Source organism: Stenotrophomonas sp. 22385 (genome assembly GCF_052045085.1).
GTDB lineage: Bacteria > Pseudomonadota > Gammaproteobacteria > Xanthomonadales > Xanthomonadaceae > Stenotrophomonas.
On sequence record NZ_JBQEOG010000001.1, the window covers coordinates 571065 to 593430 of the forward strand.

Consider the following 22366-nt stretch of genomic DNA (forward strand, 5'->3'; position numbering starts at 1 on the left):
GGCCGGCCAGCGGTGCGATAATCGGGGCCATGAGCGAATCCCCCTACAAGACCGGCACCACCCATTTCGGCTTCCGCGATGTCGCCGCCAAGGACAAGCAGAAGCTGGTGGGCGAAGTGTTCACCTCGGTCGCGCGCAACTACGACCTGATGAACGACCTGATGAGCCTGGGCATCCACCGGGCGTGGAAGCGCTACTACGTGGCCACCGCGCAGGTGAAGCCGGGCGACAGCGTGCTCGACCTGGCCGGCGGCACCGGCGACATCGCCGCACTGCTCAAGGAACGCGTGGGCGACGACGGCCAGGTGGTGGTCGGCGATATCAATGCCGGCATGCTCACCGTGGGGCGCGACCGCCTGACCAACCGCGGCCTGGTGGCCGGCCTGGATTTCGTCCAATGCAACGCCGAGGCGCTGCCGTTCCCGGATGCCAGCTTCGACCTGGTGACCATCGCCTTCGGCCTGCGCAACGTGACCGACAAGGACGCCGCCCTGCGCGAGATGTACCGCGTGCTCAAGGTGGGCGGCCAGGCGCGGGTGCTGGAGTTCTCCGAAGTCACCGCCGACTGGTTCAAGCCGATCTACGATTTCCACTCGTTCAAGATCCTGCCCAGGCTGGGCCAGCTGTTCGCCCGTGACGGCGACAGCTACCAGTACCTGGCCGAGAGCATCCGCAAGCATCCGCCGCAGGAACAGCTCAAGACCATGATGGGCGAGGCCGGTTTCGCGCGCTGCCATTACAAGAACCTGACCGGCGGCATCGTGTCGATCCACTCCGGCTACAAGGTTTGAGACACCGGTCCGGTTCCCGCTGAGGGAGCTCGGCCACACTGCAGGCAGGTTGCCAGAGAGGGCCTGCCATGCGTCTCTACCGCGGCCTGGCCCGCGTGTTTCCCCGTTCGTTCAGCGCCAAGCTGATGACGGTCGTGTTCATTGGCGTACATGTGCCGCTGCTGGTGCTGCTGCTGTGGATGGCCTTCAGCGGCCGCTACCAGCAGGAGACCATGTGGGCCGTGGTGGGCGTGGTGCTGGGCGCCACCCTGGTGGGGACGGGCATGGCGATGATGGCGCTGTACCGGCTGATGGCGCCGCTGCGCCAGGCCGCCGAGGCGCTGGAGGCGTATTACGACGAGCAGCGCCTGCCGCACCTTCCGGACCTGGGCCACGACGAAATCGGGCGCCTGCTGCGCGGGATCAACCGCAGCCTGCACGGTGTCGATGCCGGCCTGCGCGACCTGCGCCGCAGCGTGCTGCTCGACCCGCTCACCCAGGCGCTGAACCGGCGCGGCTGCGAACAGGCGCTGGCCGATTCGGCCCGGCAGGCGCAGGCGCGGCGGCAGCCGCTGACCCTGTTCGTGGTCGATCTGGACAACCTCAAGCCCATCAACGACGCGCACGGCCACCTGGCCGGCGACCAGGTGCTGGTGCGGCTGGTGGTGTCGGCGCGGCAGTGGCTGCAGCCCGGCGACTGGATCGGGCGCTGGGGCGGGGATGAGTTCCTGCTGGCGGTGCACGATAGCCACGAGGTGGCCTGCCGGCGGCTGAGGGAGTGGCTGGAACGACTGGCCGGGCCGGGCGACCCGGCCGACCCGCCGCTGAGTGCCAGCGCGGGCGCCGCCGGATACCGGCCGGGCGAGGACCTGCGCGAGTTGTACCGGCGTGCCGATACCGCGATGTACCGGGCCAAGGCCGCCGGCGGCGCCCGGCTGTTGTGCGAGGGTGACTGAATGGGGAATAAGGCGTAGACGGGGGTAAACTGGCGGTTTCACCCTGATCGGTCCCGATTCATGCGATCCCCGTTCCTGCTGATTCCCCTGGCCGTCGCGCTTGCCGCCGGCTGCTCCAAAGAGCCCGCCGCGCCGACCGCGGCCCCCGCCGGCCAGCCGAGCGCCGACACTGCCGTGAAAGCCGTCAACCGCAGCCACGATGAAAGTTCCTACGCCGAACCGGACAAGGTCGTCATCAAGGACCTGGGCCTGGACCTGAAGCTGGATTTCGACAGCAGGCAGATCGGCGGCACCGCCACCTACACCCTGGAGTGGAAGGACAAGGCAGCCAAGCAGCTGGTGCTGGACACCCGCGAGCTGACCATTGAAAAGGTCGAAGCCGTCGCTGCCGATGGCACCACCGCGCCGCTGCAGTTCGTGCTGGCGGCGGCCGACAAGGTGTTCGGCAGCAAGCTGACCATCGAAGCCCCGCAACAGCCGGGCAACGTGCGGGTCACCTACCACACCGCGCCGACCGCCTCGGGCCTGCAGTGGCTGGAGCCGTCGATGACCGAAGGCAAGCAGCTGCCCTTCATGTTCAGCCAGTCCCAGGCCATCCACGCGCGTTCGTGGGTGCCGCTGCAGGACACCCCGAGCGTGCGCTTCACCTACAGCGCGCACGTGGCCTCGCGCCCGGACGTGATGGTGCTGATGAGCGCCGACAATGATCCCAAGGCCGCGCGTGACGGTGATTACACCTTCAAGATGCCGCAGCCGATTCCGTCCTACCTGCTGGCCATCGCCGCCGGCGACCTGGTGTTCGAGCCGATCTCCGGCCGTTCCGGCGTCTGGGCCGAACCGACCATGGTGGGCAAGGCCGCCAAGGAGTTCGAAGACACCGAGAAGATGATCGGTGCAGCCGAAAAGCTCTATGGCGAGTACCGCTGGGGCCGCTACGACATGCTGGTGCTGCCGCCGTCGTTCCCGTTCGGCGGCATGGAAAACCCGCGCCTGACCTTCGCCACCCCGACCGTGATCGTGGGCGACAAGTCGCTGGTCTCGCTGGTGGCCCATGAGCTGGCGCACAGCTGGTCGGGCAACCTGGTGACCAACTCCAGCTGGAAGGACATCTGGCTCAACGAAGGCTTCACCACCTACGTGCAGGGTCGCATCACCGAAGCGCTGTATGGCCAGGAAATGGCCGAGATGGAGCGCGAAATCGACCAGAACGACCTGCTGGCCGAGGTCAAGGACATGAGCCCGGCCGACCAGGCCCTGGCGCTCCCGCCGCTGACCGAACGCGATCCGGACGAGGCGCTGAGCAACGTGGCCTACGTCAAGGGCTCGTGGTTCCTGCAGTTCCTGGAACAGCGCTTCGGGCGCGAGGTGTTCGATCCGTTCCTGCGTGGCTGGTTCGATGACCATGCCTTCCAGAGCGCCAACACCGACCAGTTCGTCGAATACCTGAAGAAGAACCTGCTGTCCAGGAAGCCCGGCGCGGTGACCGACGCCGAGCTGAAGGCATGGCTGGACGAGCCGGGCATCCCGGCGTTCGCCACCAAGGCGCGTTCGCGCAACTTCTCCATCGTGGATACCGCGCGCATTGCGTGGCAGGGCAGCGGCAAGCTGCCGAGCGCGCAGATCACCAGCGAGTGGGGTACCCAGGAATGGGTGCACTTCATCGACGGCATGGGCAAGACCCTGCCCGTGGACAAGCTGGCCGCGCTGGACAAGGCATACGCGTTCACCGGCACCGCCAACGGCGAAATCGCCATGCGCTGGTACCCGCTGGCGATCCGCAGCGGCTACCTGGAGGCCAATGAGGCCGCCGGTGCCTTCATCGAGCGCGTTGGTCGCCGCAAGCTGATCCTGCCGATCTACGCCGAACTGGTGAAGACCCCGGAAGGCCTGGCATTCGCCAAGGCGGCCTTCGAGAAGGCCAAGCCCAGCTACCACCCGATCACCACCGCATCGGTGCAGGACATGCTGGACAAGGCAAGCGCCGGCAAGTAACCGCCAGCACTGCGTTGATCAGGAACGGCGGGGGAAACCCCGCCGTTTTTCATTGTTAAAGTAGGCAGGTGACGCCCGCTGGCGTCCTCGCTGACACCTGGAGCCCGTAATGAAACGACTGATCCTTGCCGCCACTTGTGCGCTCGCCCTGGCTGCCTGCAGCAACCCGGAAGAAGAGCGCAAGGCGCAGGAAGCCGCGACCGCCGCCGCCAAGGCACAGCAGGAAGAGAAGGCCGAAGGCGTGGCCAAGCAGTACGACATGGCCGTGGCCGCGCAGGACTGGGAGCGCGCGCGCATCCATGGCGGTTCGCTGCTGGACCAGTACAAGGACACCGATGTGGCCGCGCGGATCGAGCCGGGCTACGCCGAGGTCAAGGCCAAGGCCGAAACCGCGCGCGAGCTGCGCCGCATGCAGGGCCTGTGGCAGTACAACCAGGTGCCGGTGGGCAGCAAGGGCAACCAGGTCTCGGCGTCGATCTACAGCAAGGAGCGTGTGGATGTGGACGGCAGCGGCCCCAAGCCGGTGCAGCTGATCTTCCGCGACCACCCCGAGTGGAAGCGCCATGCCTACCTGGTGCTGCAGGCCGGTGATTTCCGCTGCCCGCAGTGCACGGTGAAGGTGACCGTCGACGACGGCAAGCCGATCTCGATGGCCGCCTGGCGCCCCAAGACGGATGAGGCCATCGCCATGTTCATCACCGACCAGAAGGCGCTCTGGAAGCTCGCCCGCAAGGCCAAGACCATCACCCTCGAATTCCCGGTCAAGGCCGGCGGCACCCGCACCGCAGTATTCGAAACCGGCGGCGTAGACGCCAGCCGAATGCCGAATTGGTGGAATTAACCGAGCGGTGAGGCAAAGTGTCGACCAACGGTCGACACCTACCGAAATGACGGGCACCCCATGGCCCGATATCACGCGACCCGGTAGGTACCGACCGTTGGTCGGTACGGACGGCAAGGGTACTTTGCTGGAGAAACAGCCCCCTTCTGTTAAGGGGGCGCGCCGACAGGCGCGGGGTTAGGTGGAATGCAATGGGGCCCGCGATTCGCCAACGGCGAATCGTGGGCAGCGGTTGATCGCAGCGCGATCAACCGTTAAGCGCGTAACCGAACTGCTGTTTGAACTGCTCGTTGAACTCTTCGAACGTGAAACGCTGGTTCTGGGTACCCGGGTGCTCCACCTTGAGCGCGCCCATCAGGTTGCCCATGCGGCCGATGGTCAGCCAGTCGTAGCCCTTCTCGATGCCGTAGATCAGGCCGGCGCGGAAGGCGTCGCCGCAGCCGGTCGGATCCACCACGCGACGCTCGTGCGCCGGCGGGATGTCATAGGTCTTTTCCGGGGTGTGGATGACCGCGCCCTTGGGGCCGCGGGTAGTGATGTAGGCCTTGACCCGGCTCACGATCTCCTTTTCGTCCCAGCCGGTGCGCTCCTGCAGCAGGTTGGACTCGTAGTCGTTGACCACCACGTAGTCGGCCTGCTCGATGAAGGTGCGCAGCTCCGGGCCGTTGAACAGCGGCATGGCCTGGCCCGGGTCGAAGATGAACGGCACGCCGGCCTCGAAGAACTCCTGCGAGTTCTGGATCATGCCCTCGCGGCCATCCGGGCCGACCAGGCCCAGGGTCACGCCCGGTACGTCCTTCACGTGGTTCTCGTAGGAGCGCATCATCGCGCCCGGGTGGAAGGCCGTGATCTGGTTGTTGTCGTGGTCGGTGGTGATGAACGCCTGCGGGGTGAACAGCTCGTCGATCACCTTGATCCGGCTCAGGTCGATGCCCAGGCCCTGGAAATACTCGCGGTACGGGCCGAAGTCCGAGCCCACCGTACCCATCGGGATCGGCTCCCCGCCCAGCAGGTGCAGGTTGTAGGCGATGTTGCCGGCGCAGCCACCGAACTCGCGGCGCATGCGCGGCACCAGGAACGACACGTTCAGGATGTGCACCTTGTCCGGCAGGATGTGATTCTTGAACTGGTCCGGGAACACCATGATGGTGTCGAAGGCAAGAGAACCACAGATCAAAGCGGACATCGATTAAGGCCTATGCGGAAGGGGTCTGAGGCCCGGCAGGCGGGCAACGAAACGGCGCCCTCAGGCGCCCAATGGCGCAAAGGTTAACGGGTGCGGCGCCGCAGGGCCAGAACCCCGGCTGTCCGGATTGGGCTGAATGGCCGCCAAGGCTGGCGTTGACGGACATTTCTCCTTGCTCGCGCACAGGGGGATTGCTAGGCTTGTCGACCTCGAATTCTGCCCAATTTTTCGCCATCCCGCGTTGGGCGCGACACCCCTCAGGATCAACTCCCAGATGTTCAAGAAACTGCGTGGCATGTTCTCCAATGACCTGTCCATCGACCTGGGCACGGCCAATACCCTCATCTACGTGCGCGGGCAGGGGATCGTGCTGAACGAACCGTCGGTCGTGGCCGTGCGCCAGGACCGTGCCATCGGTGGCACCCGCTCGGTGGCCGCCGTCGGCGCTGAAGCCAAGCAGATGCTGGGCCGTACCCCGGGTCACATCACCACCATCCGCCCGATGAAGGACGGCGTCATCGCCGACTTCACCTACACCGAGGCGATGCTCAAGCACTTCATCAAGAAGGTGCACAAGTCGCGCTTCCTGCGCCCGAGCCCGCGCGTGCTGGTCTGCGTGCCGGCCGGTTCGACCCAGGTCGAGCGCCGCGCCATCAAGGAATCGGCCGAGGAAGCCGGAGCCCGCGATGTGTTCCTGATCGAAGAGCCGATGGCCGCCGCGATCGGCGCCGGCATGCCGGTCACCGAAGCCCGTGGCTCGATGGTCATCGACATCGGCGGTGGCACCACCGAAGTGGCGGTGATCTCGCTGAACGGCATTGTCTATTCGGCCTCGGTGCGCATCGGCGGCGACCGTTTCGACGAGTCGATCACCAACTACGTGCGCCGCAACCACGGCATGCTCATCGGTGAAGCCACCGCTGAGCGGATCAAGGTCGAGCTGGGCTGCGCTTACCCGCAGGCAGAGGTCATCGAGATGGAAATCTCCGGCAGGAACCTCGCCGAGGGCGTGCCGAAGATGATCAAGATCAATTCCAACGAAGTGCTTGAAGCCCTGCACGAACCGCTGTCGGGCATCGTCAGCGCGGTCAAGCTGGCGCTGGAGCAGACCCCCCCGGAACTGTGCGCCGACGTCGCCGAGCGCGGCATCGTGCTGACCGGTGGCGGCGCCCTGCTGCGCGACCTGGACCGCCTCATTTCCGAAGAAACCGGCCTGCACGTGCAGGTGGCTGACGACCCGCTCACCTGCGTGGCCCGTGGGGGCGGTCGTGCGCTGGAGCTGGTGGACATGCACGGCAACGAGTTCTTTGCGCCGGAGTAAGCCGTACCGGTCCTGTGTGTTGGACGCGCCCCTGCGGCGTGATGCCCGCTGCGTGCCCGCCACGCCGGGCATCGCAGCGCCGGGGCGTTGTTGCATCCTGGTGCCGCCGAACATGGCGGCACCGCGCTCCCTTTCCACTTTGTCCAGTCGAAGCCAGTCGTGCCGCCCTACGCCGGTCCTCCCGTAGCCTCCCGCCAGGGTGATGCCAGCAGCCCCCTGCGGCTGCTTGCCTATCTGGCCCTGGCCATCACCCTGATCGTGCTCGACGACCAGGCCGGCTGGCTGGCGCGCGCACGCGCCCAGGCCAATGTGCTGGTGCAGCCGGTATGGGCGCTGGCCGGACTGCCGGGCCGGCTGGGCACGCAGGTCAAGGACAACGCTGCCAGCCACGGCCAGCTGGTGGCTGAAAACCGCGAGCTGCGCAATCAGCTGCTGATCGCCAATGCACGCCTTACCCGCCTGCAGACCGCCGCGCTGGACAACGCGCAGCTGCGCGAGCTGCTGAACGTGGCCGAGCGCAGCGGACTGGACGTGCAGTTGGCCCCGATCCTGGACATCGACCTGGACCCGGTCCGGCAGCGCCTGGTGCTGGCTGCCGGCACCCGCGATGGCGTGCACACCGGGCAGGCGGTGATCGATGCCGGTGGCCTGATGGGGCAGGTGATCGCCACCACCGGCAGCACAGCCACCGTGCTGCTGCTCACTGACCCGGACCACGCGGTGCCGGTCACCGTGGCCCGCAATGGCGTGCGCCTGATCGTGTACGGCCGCGGCGATACCCTGGAACTGCGCGACATTCCGCTCAGTGCCGGGGTGGAAGTAGGCGACGAGATCGTCACCTCCGGCCTCGGCGGCCGTTTCCCGGCCGGTTTCCCGGTCGGAAAGATCACCGCCCTGCGCCCGGACGACACCCACGCCTTCCTGGTCGGCGAACTCAAGCCCGCCGCCCAGCTCGACCGCGGCCGCGACGTACTGCTTTTGAGGCCAGGGGCAGCAATCCGCGTGCCTGTGGCACGCGAACTGCTTCAGCCGGATTCTTCTGCGACCAATCCGGCTGCCGGGGGGGCATCCCCCCTTGTCCCCGCGCCTTCGGCGCGCCCCCTTGAACAACAAGGGGGCTCCTCGCCGGCGACATTGGTGCCGCCATCGTCAACGGGGCCGACCCCATGAGCCGCCTGCGCGACAAACCCTGGGTGCTCCCGGTCAGCATCGTGCTGGCGCTCCTGCTGGGCCTGCTGCCGTTGCCGGCGCTGCTGCAGCCGCTGCGTCCGTACTGGCTGGCGCTGGTGCTGGCGTACTGGGTCATCGAGGCACCGGACCGGGTCGGTCTGGGCGTGGCCTTCAGCTGCGGCGTGATCGCCGACCTGCTCTACGGCGGCGTGCTCGGCGAACAGGCGCTGCGGTTGGTGATGCTCACCTTCATCCTGCAGCGCTTCCGTGCGCGCATCCGATTCTTCCCGATGTCCCAGCAGGTGCTGGCGATCGGCGGCCTGCTGTTCAACGACCGCATCGTCAGTGCCGTGGTCCACATCGCCGTGGGCGAGCCGACCCTGCCATGGTCGTACTGGTGGGCGCCGCTCCTGGGCATGGGCCTGTGGCCGCTGGTGTTCGTGCTGCTCGACGCAGTCCGTTTCGGACGTCGCGGGCGCTGACATGTACGTGCGCCGCCAGGCCAAGAATCCGCGCGCCGAAGCCGAGCAGTTCCGGCGCCGTGCCGCGCTGGGCTTCCTTGGCGTGCTGGTCTGCCTGGTCGGGCTGGGCGGCTGGTACTTCAAGCTGCAGGTGCTGGACCACGACATCTACGCCACCCGTTCTGAAGCCAACCGCATCAAACCGCGGCCGGTGGTGCCCGGGCGCGGCATGATCTACGACCGCAATGGACGCCTGCTGGCCGAGAACGTGCCCGCCTTCCGGCTGGACATCACCCCGGACAAGGTCAAGGACATGGATGCCACCCTGGCGGGGTTGGCGAAGATCCTCACGATCACGCCGGAAGACCTGGAAACCTTCAACAAGTCGCGCAAGGCCCGCCGCAGCTTCCTGCCGGTAACGCTCAAGCTGCGGGTCACCGATGAGGAGATGGCGCGTTTTGCGGTGGACCGCTGGCGCTATCCCGGGGTGGAGCTGGAACCCTACCTGACCCGTCGCTACCCCTATGGCGACCTCTTCGCGCACATCATCGGTTACGTCGGCCGGGTCGACGACAAAGACCTGGAGACTCTGGGCGAGGGCAATGCTGCGCTGACCCACATCGGCAAGTCCGGGCTGGAGCGCTATTACGAGCAGCAGCTGCGCGGCAAGGTCGGTTACGAACAGGTCGAAACCAACGTGCAGGGCCGGGCCATCCGCACCATCGGCCGGGTCGCGGCGCAATCGGGCAACGACCTGCGCCTGTCCATCGATGCCGACCTGCAGCGGGCCATGGTGGCGGCCTTCGGCGATTTCGACGGCGCCGCCGTGGCGATGGATCCGCGCACGGGCGAGATCCTGGCCATGGTCAGCCTGCCCTCTTACGACCCGAACCTGTTTGTCAACGGCATCTCGCATGCCGACTTCAAGGCACTCAACGACAACCCCTCGCGGCCGCAGTTCAACCGCCTGGTGCTGGGTGGCGTAGCGCCCGGCTCGACCATCAAGCCGCTGATCGGCCTGGCCGGGCTGGACAGCGGCGTACGCAAGCCCGAGGACAAGGTTCTCTCCACCGGCATGTTCTACCTGCCCGGCACCTCGCGTGGCTGGGGCGATGCCAACCGCGGCGGCCACGGCTGGACCGACCTGCGCAAGTCGATCACCCAATCGGTCAACACGTATTACTACAAGCTGGCGCTGGACCTGGGCATCGAACGCTTCGACCACTACATGGGTTACTACGGCTTCGGCGAGCCGACCGGCATCGACCTCACCGGCGAGATCGGCGGCATCCTGCCGTCGCCGCAGAACAAGTACAAATCACGCAAGGAACGCTGGTATCCCGGGGACACGGTCAATGTCAGCATCGGCCAGGGCGACTGGAAGGTCACCCCGCTGCAGCTGGTGCATGGGGTGGGCGGCATTGCCGATGGCCAGCTGCGCACTCCGCATCTGGTGATGCAGCAGCGCGAGAGCTTCGACGCGGATTGGGTGTCCACCCCTGTCGGCAAGAGCAAGCCGGTGAGCCCCAGTCCCGGCAACCTGCAGGCCGTGCGCGAAGGCATGATGGGCACCATGCGCCCGGGCGGCAGTGGCGCGCGGGCGGCGGCCGGCGCGCCGTACACCATCGCCGGCAAGACCGGCACCGCGCAGGTGATCAGCCGGCGCGGCACCGCGGCGGTGAACCCCAAGAGCCTGCCGATGCACCTGCGCCACCGCTCGCTGTTCGTGGGCTTTGCCCCGGCCGAAAACCCGGTGATCGTGCTGGCCATTGCCGTCGAAGGCGGTGGCTACGGTGGCTCGGCGGCGGCGCCGATCGCGCGCAAGCTGTTCGATGCCTGGCTGCTGGGCAAGATGCCCGAGGGCATGGAGCCGCTGGACAGCCTGCGCGGCACCACCGCGATCGGCATCACCGCCGTTGAGGGCGACAGCGCCGCGCGCGAGGCCGGCGACGCCGCTGCCGCTGCGCTGGAGTCGTTGCCGGTGCTGGTGGGCCTGCCCGAACCCGCCCCCGTGCCTGTCCCCATGCCCGGCACGCCCCTGGTGCCCGCCGCCCAGCCACCCGCCCCGCCGGAGCGCACGCGATGAAGGACTTTCTGCGCTGGGCACGCGACATGGTCGTGCGCTTCTGCAGCACCCTGGACTGGGTCCTGTGCCTGGCACTGGGCGCGCTGATGCTGATCGGCCTGGCCGTACTCAAGAGCGCCGGCGGGGATGGCCTGGTGTTCGCCCAGGGCGCGCGCTTCGTGGTTGGCCTGGGCGCGATGTGGGCGATTTCGCGGATGCCGATCCTGCGCATCCGCTCGGCCACTCCGCTGATCTACGCAATATCCATGATCCCGCTGCTGGCCGTGTTCGTGCTCGGCACCGGCAAGTACGGCCGGCAGTGGCTGGATCTGAAGCTGTTCTACCTGCAGCCGGCCGAGCTGCTCAAGGTGAGCCTGCCGATGATGGTGGCGTGGTACCTGCACCGCATGCCGCTGCCGCCGCGCTTCTCCACGGTGATGGTCAGCGCGGTGATCATCGGGGTGCCGACCGGGCTGGTGATGCTGCAACCGGACTTCGGTACCGGCGTGCTGATCGCCGCCAGCGGCGCGTTCGTGCTGCTGCTGGCCGGACTGCCGTGGTGGTGGGTGGGCGTGGCGGTGGGCGGTGTTGCTGCGGCGGCCCCGGTTGCCTGGATCTGGCTGCTGCGGCCTTACCAGAAGGATCGCATCATGATGTTCCTGGACCCGGAAATGGACGCGCTGGGCGCCGGCTGGAACATCATCCAGTCCAAGATCGCCATCGGTTCCGGTGGTTTCGACGGCAAGGGCTGGGGGCAGGGTTCGCAGTCGCACCTGAATTTCATTCCCGAACAGACCACCGACTTCGCCTTTTCCGTGCTCAGCGAGGAATTCGGCTGGATCGGCGTGGCGCTGGTGCTGTTCCTGTATCTGGTGGTGATCGGGCGCTGCCTCTGGATCGCCTCACAGTCGCGCGATTCCTACTCGCGGCTGTTGGCCGGCGCCACCGGCCTGGCCTTCTTCGTCTACGTACTGGTCAACGGCGGGATGATCTCGGGCCTGCTGCCCGTGGTGGGCGTGCCGATGCCGCTGATCAGCTACGGCGGCACGTCGGCGGTCTCGCTGCTGGCCGGATTCGGGTTGGTCATGGCCGCACGAAGCCACAACCCGGTGCACGGCGGCTATAGCTGAGCGGGGCTCCCCCTGGCGGCATTCTGTCGCGCGGCCGGGAAAACGGATATGTCTAGTCAAAACTTCGGCGGCTGAGCGGCGTAATTCTGCGCAGATTCGTTATTGCAGTGTGATGGATATGCCGAAACCGGCACTCAGGCTGCAGTAAGCGTCAAGTTGCCGTCAAGAAAGTGGGATGAAGCGCACAAATATGAATGCGCTTGATTACGATCAATGGACTTGTCGCAATCGGCCTGCACAATGGCGGCCCGCAAGCAGCTGCGCATCGAGCCAAGCGACGCGCCAGGCACTGCGGGACGTAGTTGACCTAACGGGTACAGGGGGTGCGGCGTTGCGCTGGGGAGTAGCGCGCCGTGCCAGTATCGACCGGGTCGGTAGCCCGGTTGCGCCCATGGGGATGGGGGCGCAACCGGACGACCTTATCCGCCTTAGGCAGATTAGGTCCGGGCATTCTTCCTTCCTGGCCACCCGATCCGGAAGCGCCGGGCGTCCGCCCCCGGGCACGGTAGGTTTACACGTGGTCTTAACGAACTCGCCGTACTTCAGGCAAATCGTTGGGATTCATGGTGTTAGGGGTTTTATTTCATCTTTGACCTGCTAACCTGCGGCGATGATTCGACGCACTTTGGCTTGCATGCTTACGCTCGGTTTGGTTGCCTGCGCGACCCAGCCGCACTCCCCGTCACCGCCGCCACAGGCGTCGGGTGCGCCCAACAAGCCGGGGGTTGCCCACAAGGGGCCCGCCGAAGCCGCGCCGGAAAGCGCCGCCGCCACCGCGCCGCCGGTCGACCTGACCCCGGTACCGTTTGAAGTGGCACGCGCCAATTTCGTGCGCGAGACCGCCGCGCGCTACGGCATCCCTGCTGGACAGATCGAGGCCACGCTGGCCCAGGCGCAGGTGCGTGATCCGATCATTGCCGCCATGTCGCGCCCGGCTGAACGGGTCAAGCCGTGGAACGAATACCGGCCGATGTTCATCAGCCAGGCGCGGATCGAGGGCGGCAGGAAATTCCTTGCCCAGCACCGTGATGAACTGATGCGCGTGCAGGAGCGCACCGGCGTACCGGCCGAAGTGATCGTGGCAATCATCGGCGTTGAAACCAGTTACGGCGCCAACACCGGCAGCTACCGCGTGCTCGATGCGCTGTATACGCTGGCCTTCAACTACCCGCGCAGTGGCGACCCGGCCAAGCTGGAACGCGAAGTGCGCCGCGAGCTGTTCTTCCGCGATGAGCTGGCGCGTCTGTTCGCGCTGAGCCGCGACGAGAAGCTCGACATCCTGTCCATCAAGGGCAGCTATGCCGGCGCGATGGGCATGGGCCAGTTCATGCCGTCCAGCTACCTGGACTTCGCCGTGGACGGCAACGGCGATGGTCGCCGCGACCTGTTCACCAGCTACGACGATGTGTTCTCGTCGATCGCCAATTACTTCGTCAAGAAGGGCGGCTGGGTGCGCGGCGGCCCGGTTGCGGTGCCGGCCACGCTTGCCTCCGGCCGCGCGCCGTTTGACCCCACCGACTGGACCCCGAGCTGGACCCTGCCTGATCTGGCCCAGCGTGGTTATCAGCCCACCGCAGCGGTACCGGCTGGGCTGACCGCCACCCCGATCACGCTGGAAGGCAGCACGGGCAAGCAGTACTGGCTGGGCTTCCAGAACTATTACGCGATCACGCGCTACAACCTGTCCAAGATGTACGCGATGGCCGTGTATCAGTTGTCACAGGCAATCGCCGGCCAGGAGCTGCCGCCGGCATGAACGTACGCGCACGCTGCAGATGGACGCTGCCCGGCCTGCTGATACTGGCATTGGCGGCCTGCAGCAGCGCGCCCAAAAAACCGGCCACTGCCGGCGGCACGACCGGCAAGCCCGGCGGCACGCTGGTACAGGGGCAGGGCAAGGGCAAGGGTGGGCGTCCGGCGCACTGCCCTGAAGGCTCCCCGTACAAGGCCGCCGCCGAGGATCCCAGTACGCGGGGTGATTACCGCGCGGGCGGGCTGTACAAGCCGGGCGTCAATGACAGCACGCCCACCTACATCCCCAACGTGGCCTGCATTCCGGAACCGGACGTGGTGGACCTGCCGCGCTCGGCGATCGGCAACAAATCGCCCTATGTGGTGTTGGGCAAGAGCTATCAGGTGCTGGACCGGCCAAAAGGCTACGCGGAGAAGGGCACCGCGTCCTACTACGGGGCCAAGTTCCATGGGCGGCTCACCTCCAACCGCGAGGTGTATGACATGTACGCCTTCACCGCCGCGCACAAGACGCTGCCGCTGCCGAGCTTCGCGCGGGTGACCAACCTGGACAACGGTGAGTCGGTGATCGTGCGCGTCAACGATCGCGGCCCGTTCCATGATGGCCGGGTGATCGATCTCAGCTACGCCGCCGCCGTGCGCCTGGGCATCACCCAGCGCGGCACCGGCAACGTGGAAGTGCGCGCGCTGACCCCGGGCGAAGACAACCTGCTGGCCGACAAGCCTTCGCGCCGTGAGCGGCGCACGGCTGAAGCGGCCCCGACCGTGGCCGCCACAACGCCACCGGCCGCGGTGCGCCGCGCCAGCGAAATGGACAGACTGGTTGGCGCATTGCCGGCCCCTGCCGCACATCCGGTGGCCGCTGCCCAGCCGGCCACGACCCAGGCGGCGACGCTGGATACGGGCTCCGTCGCGGTGAGCACACTGCCAGCGGCCGCACCCGGGGTAGCCGCTGCGCGCCCCACCGCCGTGCCGGTCCCGCCCGCACCCCGCCCCTCGCTGCAGCAGCAGGTGGGCAATGTGCTGCTGCAGGTGGCCAGCTTCGCCAGCCGCGAAAACGCCACCAAGGCCTTGGGCCAGCTGTCCTCCGCCGGCATCGTCGGCGCCAGCATCAGCGACATCGTCAGCGGTGGCCGTACGCTGTGGCGCCTGCGTGTGCCGGCGGCCGACCATGCCAGCGCCTCGGAACTCGCCGGCCGCATTGTCGGTCTGGGATTCGGGTCGCCGCAGATCGTGAAAGAGTGAATGCGTCCTCCCGGGCGCGTCTGCGTCCCGGCACCCCGTGGGCCTACAATGGCCGTCCCTGTAACCCCCTTGGCGCCCTTCTGGAGCTTGCTGTCCGATGAAATTCCGCTTTGCCGCTGCTGCCATGGCCACGACCCTGTTCGTGGGCATGGTCTCCGCCCAGACCCCCTTGCCGACGCCGGCCCCGGCACCCGCTCCTGCCGCCGCCGCCCCCGTCACCGTGGCCACTCCGCCGGCGCCCAAGCCCAGCGTGGCCAAGGCCTGGATCCTGATGGATTACGCCACCGGGCAGGTGCTGGCCGGCGAGAACGTCCATGAACCGCTGGCGCCGGCCAGCATCACCAAGGTGATGACGTCGTACGTGGTCGCCGCCGAAGTGAAGAACGGCAAAGTCCGCACCGACGATCAGGTGATGATGAGCGAGCGCGCCTGGCGCGAAGGTGGCGCCGGCACTGACGGCAGCTACAGCGGGTTCCCGGTCAACCAGACCGCGCGTCTGGAAGACATGGAAAAGGGCATGGCGATCCAGTCGGGCAACGACGCCGCCATCGCGCTGGCCGAACACGTGGCCGGCAGCGAAGAAGCCTTCGCCTCGCTGATGAACAGCTACGCCGCCAGGATCGGCATGAAGGACTCGCACTTCGTCAACGCCCACGGCCTGAGCGCCGAAGGCCACCGCACCACCGCCTACGACCTGGCGCTGCTGGGCCGTGCGTTCGTGCGCGACTACCCGGAAACCTACGCGTACAACAAGGTGAAGGAATTCACCGTGGGCAATATCACCCAGCCCAACCGCAACCTGCTGCTGTGGCGCGACCAGAGCGTGGACGGCATCAAGACCGGGCACACCTCCGAAGCCGGTTACTGCCTGATGAGCTCGGCCCAGCGCGGCGACCAGCGCCTGATCGCGGTGGTGCTGGGCGGTGCGTCGGAGAAGCAGCGCGCCGATGACAGCCTGGCGCTGCTCAACTGGGGCTTCCGCTTCTTCGAAACGCACCGCATGTACGAGCCGGGCAAGGCCGTGGCCGAACACAAGGTGTGGAAGGGCAAGGCCGATACGCTGCAGCTGGGCGTGGCCCAGCCGCTGCTGGTGAGCGTGCCGCGCGGTCGTTACAACGATCTGAAGCCGAGCATCGACGTGCCCAAGACCCTGGAAGCGCCGTTTACCGCGGGCCAGGCAGTGGGCACGCTGAAGGTGACCCTGGACGGCAAGGTGGTGGCGCAGGCCCCGCTGGTGGCGGTGGCCGCCGTGGAAGAAGCCGGCTTCTTCAAGCGCCTGTGGGACAGCTTCTGGATGTGGTGGGAATCGGAATAACGGTTTCCTGGTTCGTGCTGGAAATGCAGAAAAAAGACCGGCTCGCGCCGGTCTTTTTTCTTTTCGGTGTGCCCGCCAACGGTGGGCACCTACCCGCAGATCGCTATAGCGATCTGCTGATCGTGAAGGACCCGTAGATCGGCGACTGGTCCTGCAGGTCGAACTCGCGGGTGCTGTGGTAGCGGGCGAGGGCGAACTTCCAGCGGTTGTACATCACCGCCAGGCCGTAACCGCCCTGGGCGACCCAGTTGCGCTTGTCCACGCTGTGGCTGTTGCGGAAGGTGTTGCCGTCCAGGGTGATGTCCCGGATCACCCAGGCCGCATCGGTGGTGGCGAACAGGTGGAACGACCAGCCCGTGGGCTTGCCGCCGCGGGTAGGCGCGGTGTTTTCGCCGGCCGGGCGCAGCGGTGTGCTGCCGAAATCATCCGGCAGCTTCCAGCCGAAGCGGACTTCGCCACCGGCGTTAAGGTGGGTGGCGAGGTTGCCGACCGCGCCGCCGTAGTGGCTGATCGCATCCCAGCCCCAGCCGGCCAGGTTGTCCTCGGCATCGCCCCAGCGGTGCATGCGCTCATGGGTCAGCATGAACACCGGCTCGTTGCGCAGCTGGTTGTCCCAGCCCTGGAATTTCTCATCGCCGAGCGCGTCATGCACCGCGTCCTGCACTTCCTTGCCCAGTGCCCACGGCCCGACCACGCCAAGCGCCAGCTGGGTGGTCTGCAGGCGGTCGCCCCTTCGGGCGTTGTATCCGAAGCTGCCGATCAGCACGCCGGCATAGGGCCGGTCGTCCTCGATCACGTCGCGGCGGGTGAAGTCCTTGGGTGTGTAGATCTGCTGCGCGAAGCTGAAGATCATGTTCTGCTGTTCGAACTCGCCGGGGGCGAGGCGTTCGAGATGGCGGTTCACCCAGCGGGCAAGCCGAGGCAGGCAGGGATCGTCGGTGTAATCAACCAGATTGGGCGAAACAAAGGTGATCTGCGCCCCGTTGGTGTAGCCCTGGTCCTGGTCCGCGCCGCCGAAGAGATCGTTGTCGACGCGGAAGTTGACCTGTGGCGGGTGCTCGCGCATGGCGTCGGGCCCGCATTGTTCGGCTGCCTGTACCGCAGGCGCGGCTGCTGCAAGAACACCGGCAAGTGCGGCCGGTACCGCGTATCGCTTCAGAAGCATAAGATCCCCGCTGATGGTTTATTCATTTTTAAGCGGGAGCAGGGTATTCAGGGCGTGATGCCCTGACCAGCGCCGCGCGCGCACTGGTGCGTCTTGTTCGTGAAGACCGATCTTCACGTAATGTTCGGCGCAGCTGTGGGCACGATCGTGCAGCGCTTGGGTTCAGGCGTTTCCATCCCCATAATCGGGGGCATGGAAATCAAGTCTGACAATCCCGAACACGGCTTCCAGTTCCCCGGTCAATTCGAGCTCAGCGCGATGGGCGCTGCGAACATCGGTCTGGAGCACGAACTCCCGCAGCTGCTGCATGTGGCGGGTATCCAGGTGCTCAAAGAGCGCATCACCTGGAAGACCTCGTCCAATGGCAAATACGTTGCCGTGAAGCTGGTCTTCAAGGCCGAAAACCGCGAACAGCTGGACCTGGCCCATGAGGCGCTGCGCAGCCATCCGGAAGTGAAGTGGACGCTGTAACCGGCGGCGATTCGAACGCTGCACCGGGCCAGCGCCCGGCGCAGCCGGCCATCGTGCGCGACCTGGGGCGCCAGCCCTATGCGCCGGTCTGGCATGCAATGCAGCGTTTCACGGATGCGCGCAACGACGACAGCCTGGATGAGCTGTGGGTGGTTGAGCACGACCCGGTATTCACCCTGGGCCAGGCCGGCAAGGACGAACACGTGCTGGCCCCGGGCGATATTCCGGTGCTGCATGTGGACCGTGGTGGCCAGGTGACCTATCACGGTCCGGGCCAGATCGTGGTCTATCCGCTGCTGCAGCTGCGCCGGCTGGGAATCGGGGTGCGCGATTACGTGTGCCGGATCGAGCAGGCGATCATCGATACGCTGGATGAATGGAATATCGGCGCTGAACGGCTGGATGGCGCGCCGGGGGTGTACGTGGGCGGGGCCAAGGTGGCCGCGCTGGGCATCCGGGTCCGCCGCGGCAGCACGTTCCATGGCCTGGCCTTCAATGTGGCCATGGACCTGGAGCCGTTCCACCGCATCAATCCCTGTGGCTACCAAGGGCTGCAGGTAACCTCGGTGGTAGACTTGGGGGGACCGTCCGGCATGGCGGCCGTCAAGCCGGTACTGCTGGGCCATCTGGCCCGGCAGTTTGGGTTGGACCTCCAGCCTGCCACGGACCTGCCCGATCTGACTGACGCGGCCTGAGCGCCGCCGACCAAGGCCATGACTGAAACCACCGCTCGCATCATTCCCCTGCAGGTCGTGCAGGGCGACACGCCGTCCGCCGCGCCGTTGCAGGCCGGGGTCAAACAGCTGGGCGGTGACAAGATCGGCCGCTCGCCGGTGCAGTTCGCCGACGCACCGGTGCTGCGCAAGCCCTCGTGGATCCGGGTCCGGATTCCATCGGGCAACGCGGTACAGACGCTGAAGGCCAAGCTGCGCGAGAACCGCCTGGTGACGGTCTGCGAAGAAGCCAGCTGCCCCAACATCCATGAGTGCTTCAGCCATGGCACCGCGACATTCATGATCCTCGGCGAGGTCTGCACGCGGCGCTGCTCGTTCTGCGACGTGGCCCACGGCCGACCGAAGCCGCCGGACGCGAATGAGCCGGCCAGCCTGGCGCAGACCGTGGCGGACATGGGCCTGAAGTACGTGGTGGTGACCAGCGTGGACCGCGACGACCTGCGCGACGGCGGTGCCCAGCACTTCGCCGACTGCATCGGGGCGATCCGGGCCAGGTCGCCGAACACGCGCATCGAGGTGCTCACGCCGGACTTCCGCGGCAAGGGCCGCATGGAGCGGGCGCTGGACATCCTGGCGACCAACCCGCCGGATGTGTTCAACCACAACATCGAAACCGTGCCGGACCTGTACCGCAACGTACGCCCGGGCGCGGATTACCAGTGGTCGCTGACGCTGCTGAAGAACTTCAAGGCACAGCACCCGTCGATCGCGACCAAGTCCGGCATCATGCTGGGCCTGGGCGAGGACATGGACCAGGTGCGGGCGACCATGCGCGACCTGCGTGCCCACGACGTGGACATGATCACCATCGGCCAGTACCTGCAGCCGACGGCGCACCACCACCCGGTGCTGCGTTACTGGACGCCCGAGGAATACAAGGAACTGGAGGTCTACGGCTACGAGCTGGGCTTCAGCCACGTAGCCTCCGGCCCGATGGTGCGCTCTTCGTACCACGCGGATGTGCAGGCCAAGGGCGCTGGCGTCGCCTGAGTCCCCCGGCGTCGGCCAGAGGCCGACACCTCCTCCTTTACTTCGCCTCCAAGGGTATGCCGCCCCGGCACTCGACCCACCGGCGTTGCACCCCGCCTTCTGCTTTTCCATCGCTAACCGCAAGCCTTGCCCCGTCGCGGCCGGCAGGGTCCTGGCAAAGTAAAGGAGGAGGCCGTCGCCGCAGGGCGACCGCCGGGGGACATTTGCACAGGGGCCTGCCGGCTGCGGCGGGGGCCCTGAACGCTCGCGATGAACCTGATCGAAGACCGTCAAAGCTTCCCGGCGCCTGAATGCCTGCCGACCGCCGAATGGTTCAGGCCGCCGCGCGGTTTCGCCCCTGAACCCCTTTCCACGCGGCAATTCCGCGTCATTCACAATTTGATACAGGCCGCCGTTTAGGCTGGAAATCCGCGTTCTGGCGCGGTGGATGACAAACCCCGCAACTTTCGGCACTGTCGTGTGGTCTGATCCGCACGCAGTCTCCCCGTTGGCAAGGTGCCATGAGCAAGTCGATGAAATTCAAAGCCCCCGCATTCCTGATGGCCCTGGCGCTGACCGCGCCGCTGGCGCTGGCTGCCTATGCCGATTCGCCGGCGCTGCCGTCGGCGGCCACGGCCGACCAGGTGACGACCTCCAAGCTGGTGTACGGGCTGCTCTCGGACAGCCGCTATGCGTACCGGCCGCGCGCGCTGGATGCGGCGACCTCCAAGGACGTGTTCAAGCGTTACCTGGAATCGCTGGACGGCAGCAAGCAGTTCTTCACCCAGGCCGACATCACCAAGTTCGCACCGTTCGAGTCGAACATTTCGTCGGCCATCCGCGGCGGTGAGCTGGAGCCGGCGTTCCAGGTGTTCGCGGTGTACAAGCAGCGGGTTGGCGAGCGCGTGGGTTACGCGCGCAAGCTGCTCAAGCAGGATTTCGATTTCAGCAGCGATGAGCGCTTCGAGTACGACCGCAAGGACGTGCCGTGGGCGGCCAGCAGCGCCGAGCTCGACGACCTGTGGCGCAAGTCGGTCAAGAACGATTGGCTGCGCCTGAAGCTGGCCGGCAAGCAGCCGGCCGAGATCCGCAAGACGCTGGACAAGCGCTACGCGCAGCTGGAGAAGTCAGTCAACGAACTGAAGGGGGAGGACGTGTTCCAGTTCTTCCTCAATGCCTATACCAGCGCGGTCGATCCGCACACCGATTACTTCACCCCGCGCACGGCCGAGAATTTCAACCAGGCCATGTCGCTGTCGCTGGAAGGGATCGGCGCGCAGCTGCAGCGCCAGGATGACATGGTGGTGATCCGCGAGGTCATCGCCGGTGGTCCGGCCGCCGTGAACGGCACGCTCAAGCCGGGTGATCGCATCGTGGGGGTGGGCCAGGGCAAGTCGGGTCCGGTCGAGGATGTGATCGGCTGGCGCATCGACGACGTGGTGGCCAAGATCCGCGGCAAGAAGGACACGCAGGTGCGGCTGGAATTCATTCCGGCCGAGGAAGGCGTGGACGGCAAGCCGCACATGCTGGTGCTGACCCGGCAGAAGGTGCGCCTGGCCGAGCAGGCAGCGAAGGGCGAAACGCTGACCATCCCGGCCAAGGATGGGGCACCGGCGCGCAAGGTCGGCGTGATCAAGCTGCCCACGTTCTACCAGGACTTCGAAGGCCGCCGCCGTAATGCGGCCGATTACGCCTCGGCCACGCGTGATGTGGCCAAGCTGTTGGCTGGCTTCAAGAACGACAAGCTCGATGGCGTGGTCCTTGACCTGCGCAATAACGGTGGCGGTTCGCTGGACGAGGCGATCGAGCTCACCGGCCTGTTCATCGAACAGGGCCCGGTGGTACAGGTGCGCGAATCCGGTGGCCGGGTCACGGTCAACAACGATCGCAGCGAAGCAGTGGCGTGGGACGGCCCGCTGGCCGTGCTGATCAACCGCGGTTCGGCTTCGGCTTCGGAAATTTTCGCCGGCGCCATCCAGGATTACGGCCGTGGGCTGGTGATCGGTGAAACGACCTTTGGCAAGGGCACCGTGCAGAACATCGTCGACCTGGACCGTTGGCCCAGCGGTGAGGCCCAGCGCTTCGGCCAGGTCAAGCTGACCATCGCGCAGTTCTTCCGCGTCAGCGGCAGCAGCACACAGCACAAGGGCGTGGTGCCGGACCTGGCCTTCCCGGCCAGCGTGGACGCCACCGAGTACGGTGAAAGCACCTACGACAACGCGCTGCCGTGGACCCGCATCGCCGCCGTGCCGCACACCCAGTACGGCAACTTCGGCCCGCTGCTGCCCAAGCTGGAAACCCTGCATGCCTCGCGCATCGCGTCGGACAAAGAATTCCAGTGGTGGAATGAGGACGTGGAGCAGTTCCGCACCGAAGCGGCCAAGAAGTACATCTCGCTCAACGAGGCCGAGCGCCGGACCGAGCGCGAGCGCCAGGAAACCCAGCGCAAGCAGCGTCAGGCAACCCGCAAGGAGCTGGGCCTGGACCTGGATCCGCTGGCCGATGACAGCAACGACGATGGCCTGACCGGCAACGAGCGCGACATCGTCAAGGATGCCGCCCGCGAGAAGGCCGCCGAAAAGCGTCCGGACCCGCTGCTGCGCGAGTCGGCCGCGATCCTGGCCGACGCGGTGAACCTGTTGGCGGAGGACCGCCCGTTGTCGGCGCAGGTGCTGCCGCAGTCGACCGCGGCCGGCCGCTGGGCTGACTGACGGGAGCGCACGACCAACGGTCGTGCGCTACCTGATATCGACCAACGGTCGTGCGCTACCTGGTATCGGCCAACGGTCGTGCGCTACCGGGTGTCGGCGCACCGGGCCGGTA

The 22366-nt window shown here is 66.6% G+C and carries 19 protein-coding genes; 17 read left to right on the top strand and 2 right to left on the bottom strand.

Annotated elements, in window-relative coordinates; translation table 11 throughout:
* Window positions 1-29: 29 nt before the first annotated feature.
* The 4 genes from ubiE (at window position 30) to ACTJI4_RS02475 (ending at window position 4559) form a co-directional block, all read left to right on the top strand.
* The gene (gene ubiE / locus ACTJI4_RS02460) at window positions 30-791 is read left to right on the top strand and encodes a bifunctional demethylmenaquinone methyltransferase/2-methoxy-6-polyprenyl-1,4-benzoquinol methylase UbiE (protein WP_392918395.1); all 762 of its coding nucleotides are present in this window, start codon (window positions 30-32) and stop codon (window positions 789-791) included.
* Window positions 792-859: 68 nt separating this feature from the next.
* On the top strand, window positions 860-1726 hold the full coding sequence (locus ACTJI4_RS02465) for a GGDEF domain-containing protein (protein ID WP_392918392.1): 867 nt from the start codon (window positions 860-862) through the stop codon (window positions 1724-1726).
* A gap of 60 nt (window positions 1727-1786) precedes the next feature.
* Entirely contained in the window at window positions 1787-3718 is a 1932-nt protein-coding gene (locus ACTJI4_RS02470; RefSeq protein ID WP_440868412.1) for a M1 family metallopeptidase, read from the top strand.
* 109 nt (window positions 3719-3827) lie between these two features.
* Complete coding sequence (locus tag ACTJI4_RS02475) at window positions 3828-4559, top strand: hypothetical protein (protein ID WP_440868413.1); 732 nt, start codon at window positions 3828-3830, stop codon at window positions 4557-4559.
* 247 nt (window positions 4560-4806) lie between these two features.
* Here ACTJI4_RS02475 and ACTJI4_RS02480 read toward each other — a convergent pair whose 3' ends face one another.
* Window positions 4807-5745, bottom strand: coding sequence for a carbohydrate kinase family protein (locus ACTJI4_RS02480; RefSeq protein WP_392918385.1), 939 nt, complete (start codon window positions 5743-5745; stop codon window positions 4807-4809).
* 274 nt (window positions 5746-6019) lie between these two features.
* On the opposite strand from ACTJI4_RS02480, the gene ACTJI4_RS02485 reads away from it, so the two are divergent.
* The 8 genes from ACTJI4_RS02485 to ACTJI4_RS02520 all read left to right on the top strand — a co-directional run bounded on the left by ACTJI4_RS02485 (window position 6020) and on the right by ACTJI4_RS02520 (window position 16204).
* Window positions 6020-7066, top strand: a complete 1047-nt coding sequence (locus ACTJI4_RS02485; protein WP_038686189.1) for a rod shape-determining protein — start codon at window positions 6020-6022, stop codon at window positions 7064-7066.
* A gap of 159 nt (window positions 7067-7225) precedes the next feature.
* The gene (gene mreC / locus ACTJI4_RS02490) at window positions 7226-8236 is read left to right on the top strand and encodes a rod shape-determining protein MreC (RefSeq protein ID WP_440868414.1); all 1011 of its coding nucleotides are present in this window, start codon (window positions 7226-7228) and stop codon (window positions 8234-8236) included.
* Entirely contained in the window at window positions 8233-8718 is a 486-nt protein-coding gene (mreD, locus tag ACTJI4_RS02495) for a rod shape-determining protein MreD (RefSeq protein WP_282247217.1), read from the top strand. The genes mreC and mreD overlap by 4 nt, the downstream gene beginning before the upstream one ends.
* 1 nt (window position 8719) lies before the next feature.
* A complete protein-coding gene (mrdA, locus tag ACTJI4_RS02500; protein WP_392918378.1) occupies window positions 8720-10783 on the top strand; it encodes a penicillin-binding protein 2 in 2064 nt (687 codons plus the stop codon).
* Window positions 10780-11892, top strand: coding sequence for a rod shape-determining protein RodA (rodA, locus tag ACTJI4_RS02505; RefSeq protein ID WP_392918374.1), 1113 nt, complete (start codon window positions 10780-10782; stop codon window positions 11890-11892). Before mrdA ends, rodA begins: the two co-directional genes overlap by 4 nt.
* A gap of 610 nt (window positions 11893-12502) precedes the next feature.
* Window positions 12503-13648, top strand: coding sequence for a lytic murein transglycosylase B (gene mltB / locus ACTJI4_RS02510; RefSeq protein ID WP_440868415.1), 1146 nt, complete (start codon window positions 12503-12505; stop codon window positions 13646-13648).
* On the top strand, window positions 13645-14889 hold the full coding sequence (locus tag ACTJI4_RS02515) for a septal ring lytic transglycosylase RlpA family protein (RefSeq protein ID WP_440868416.1): 1245 nt from the start codon (window positions 13645-13647) through the stop codon (window positions 14887-14889). The genes mltB and ACTJI4_RS02515 overlap by 4 nt, the downstream gene beginning before the upstream one ends.
* 97 nt (window positions 14890-14986) lie before the next feature.
* The gene (locus ACTJI4_RS02520) at window positions 14987-16204 is read left to right on the top strand and encodes a D-alanyl-D-alanine carboxypeptidase family protein (protein WP_392918365.1); all 1218 of its coding nucleotides are present in this window, start codon (window positions 14987-14989) and stop codon (window positions 16202-16204) included.
* A 103-nt stretch (window positions 16205-16307) separates the two neighbouring features.
* Here ACTJI4_RS02520 and ACTJI4_RS02525 read toward each other — a convergent pair whose 3' ends face one another.
* Window positions 16308-17369: a lipid A deacylase LpxR family protein gene (locus ACTJI4_RS02525; protein ID WP_392918362.1), complete on the bottom strand. Its 1062-nt coding sequence runs from the start codon at window positions 17367-17369 to the stop codon at window positions 16308-16310.
* Between the two features lie 192 nt (window positions 17370-17561).
* Here ACTJI4_RS02525 and ACTJI4_RS02530 point away from each other — a divergent pair, with 192 nt between their 5' ends.
* The 5 genes from ACTJI4_RS02530 to ACTJI4_RS02550 all read left to right on the top strand — a co-directional run bounded on the left by ACTJI4_RS02530 (window position 17562) and on the right by ACTJI4_RS02550 (window position 22254).
* Window positions 17562-17840, top strand: coding sequence for a DUF493 family protein (locus ACTJI4_RS02530; RefSeq protein ID WP_392918359.1), 279 nt, complete (start codon window positions 17562-17564; stop codon window positions 17838-17840).
* Window positions 17828-18535: a lipoyl(octanoyl) transferase LipB gene (lipB, locus tag ACTJI4_RS02535; protein ID WP_392918356.1), complete on the top strand. Its 708-nt coding sequence runs from the start codon at window positions 17828-17830 to the stop codon at window positions 18533-18535. Before ACTJI4_RS02530 ends, lipB begins: the two co-directional genes overlap by 13 nt.
* 18 nt (window positions 18536-18553) lie before the next feature.
* On the top strand, window positions 18554-19564 hold the full coding sequence (lipA, locus tag ACTJI4_RS02540) for a lipoyl synthase (protein ID WP_392918353.1): 1011 nt from the start codon (window positions 18554-18556) through the stop codon (window positions 19562-19564).
* A 249-nt stretch (window positions 19565-19813) separates the two neighbouring features.
* Window positions 19814-19963, top strand: a complete 150-nt coding sequence (locus tag ACTJI4_RS02545) for a hypothetical protein (protein WP_440868417.1) — start codon at window positions 19814-19816, stop codon at window positions 19961-19963.
* 113 nt (window positions 19964-20076) lie between these two features.
* Window positions 20077-22254: a carboxy terminal-processing peptidase gene (locus tag ACTJI4_RS02550; protein ID WP_392918345.1), complete on the top strand. Its 2178-nt coding sequence runs from the start codon at window positions 20077-20079 to the stop codon at window positions 22252-22254.
* Window positions 22255-22366 lie beyond the last annotated feature (112 nt).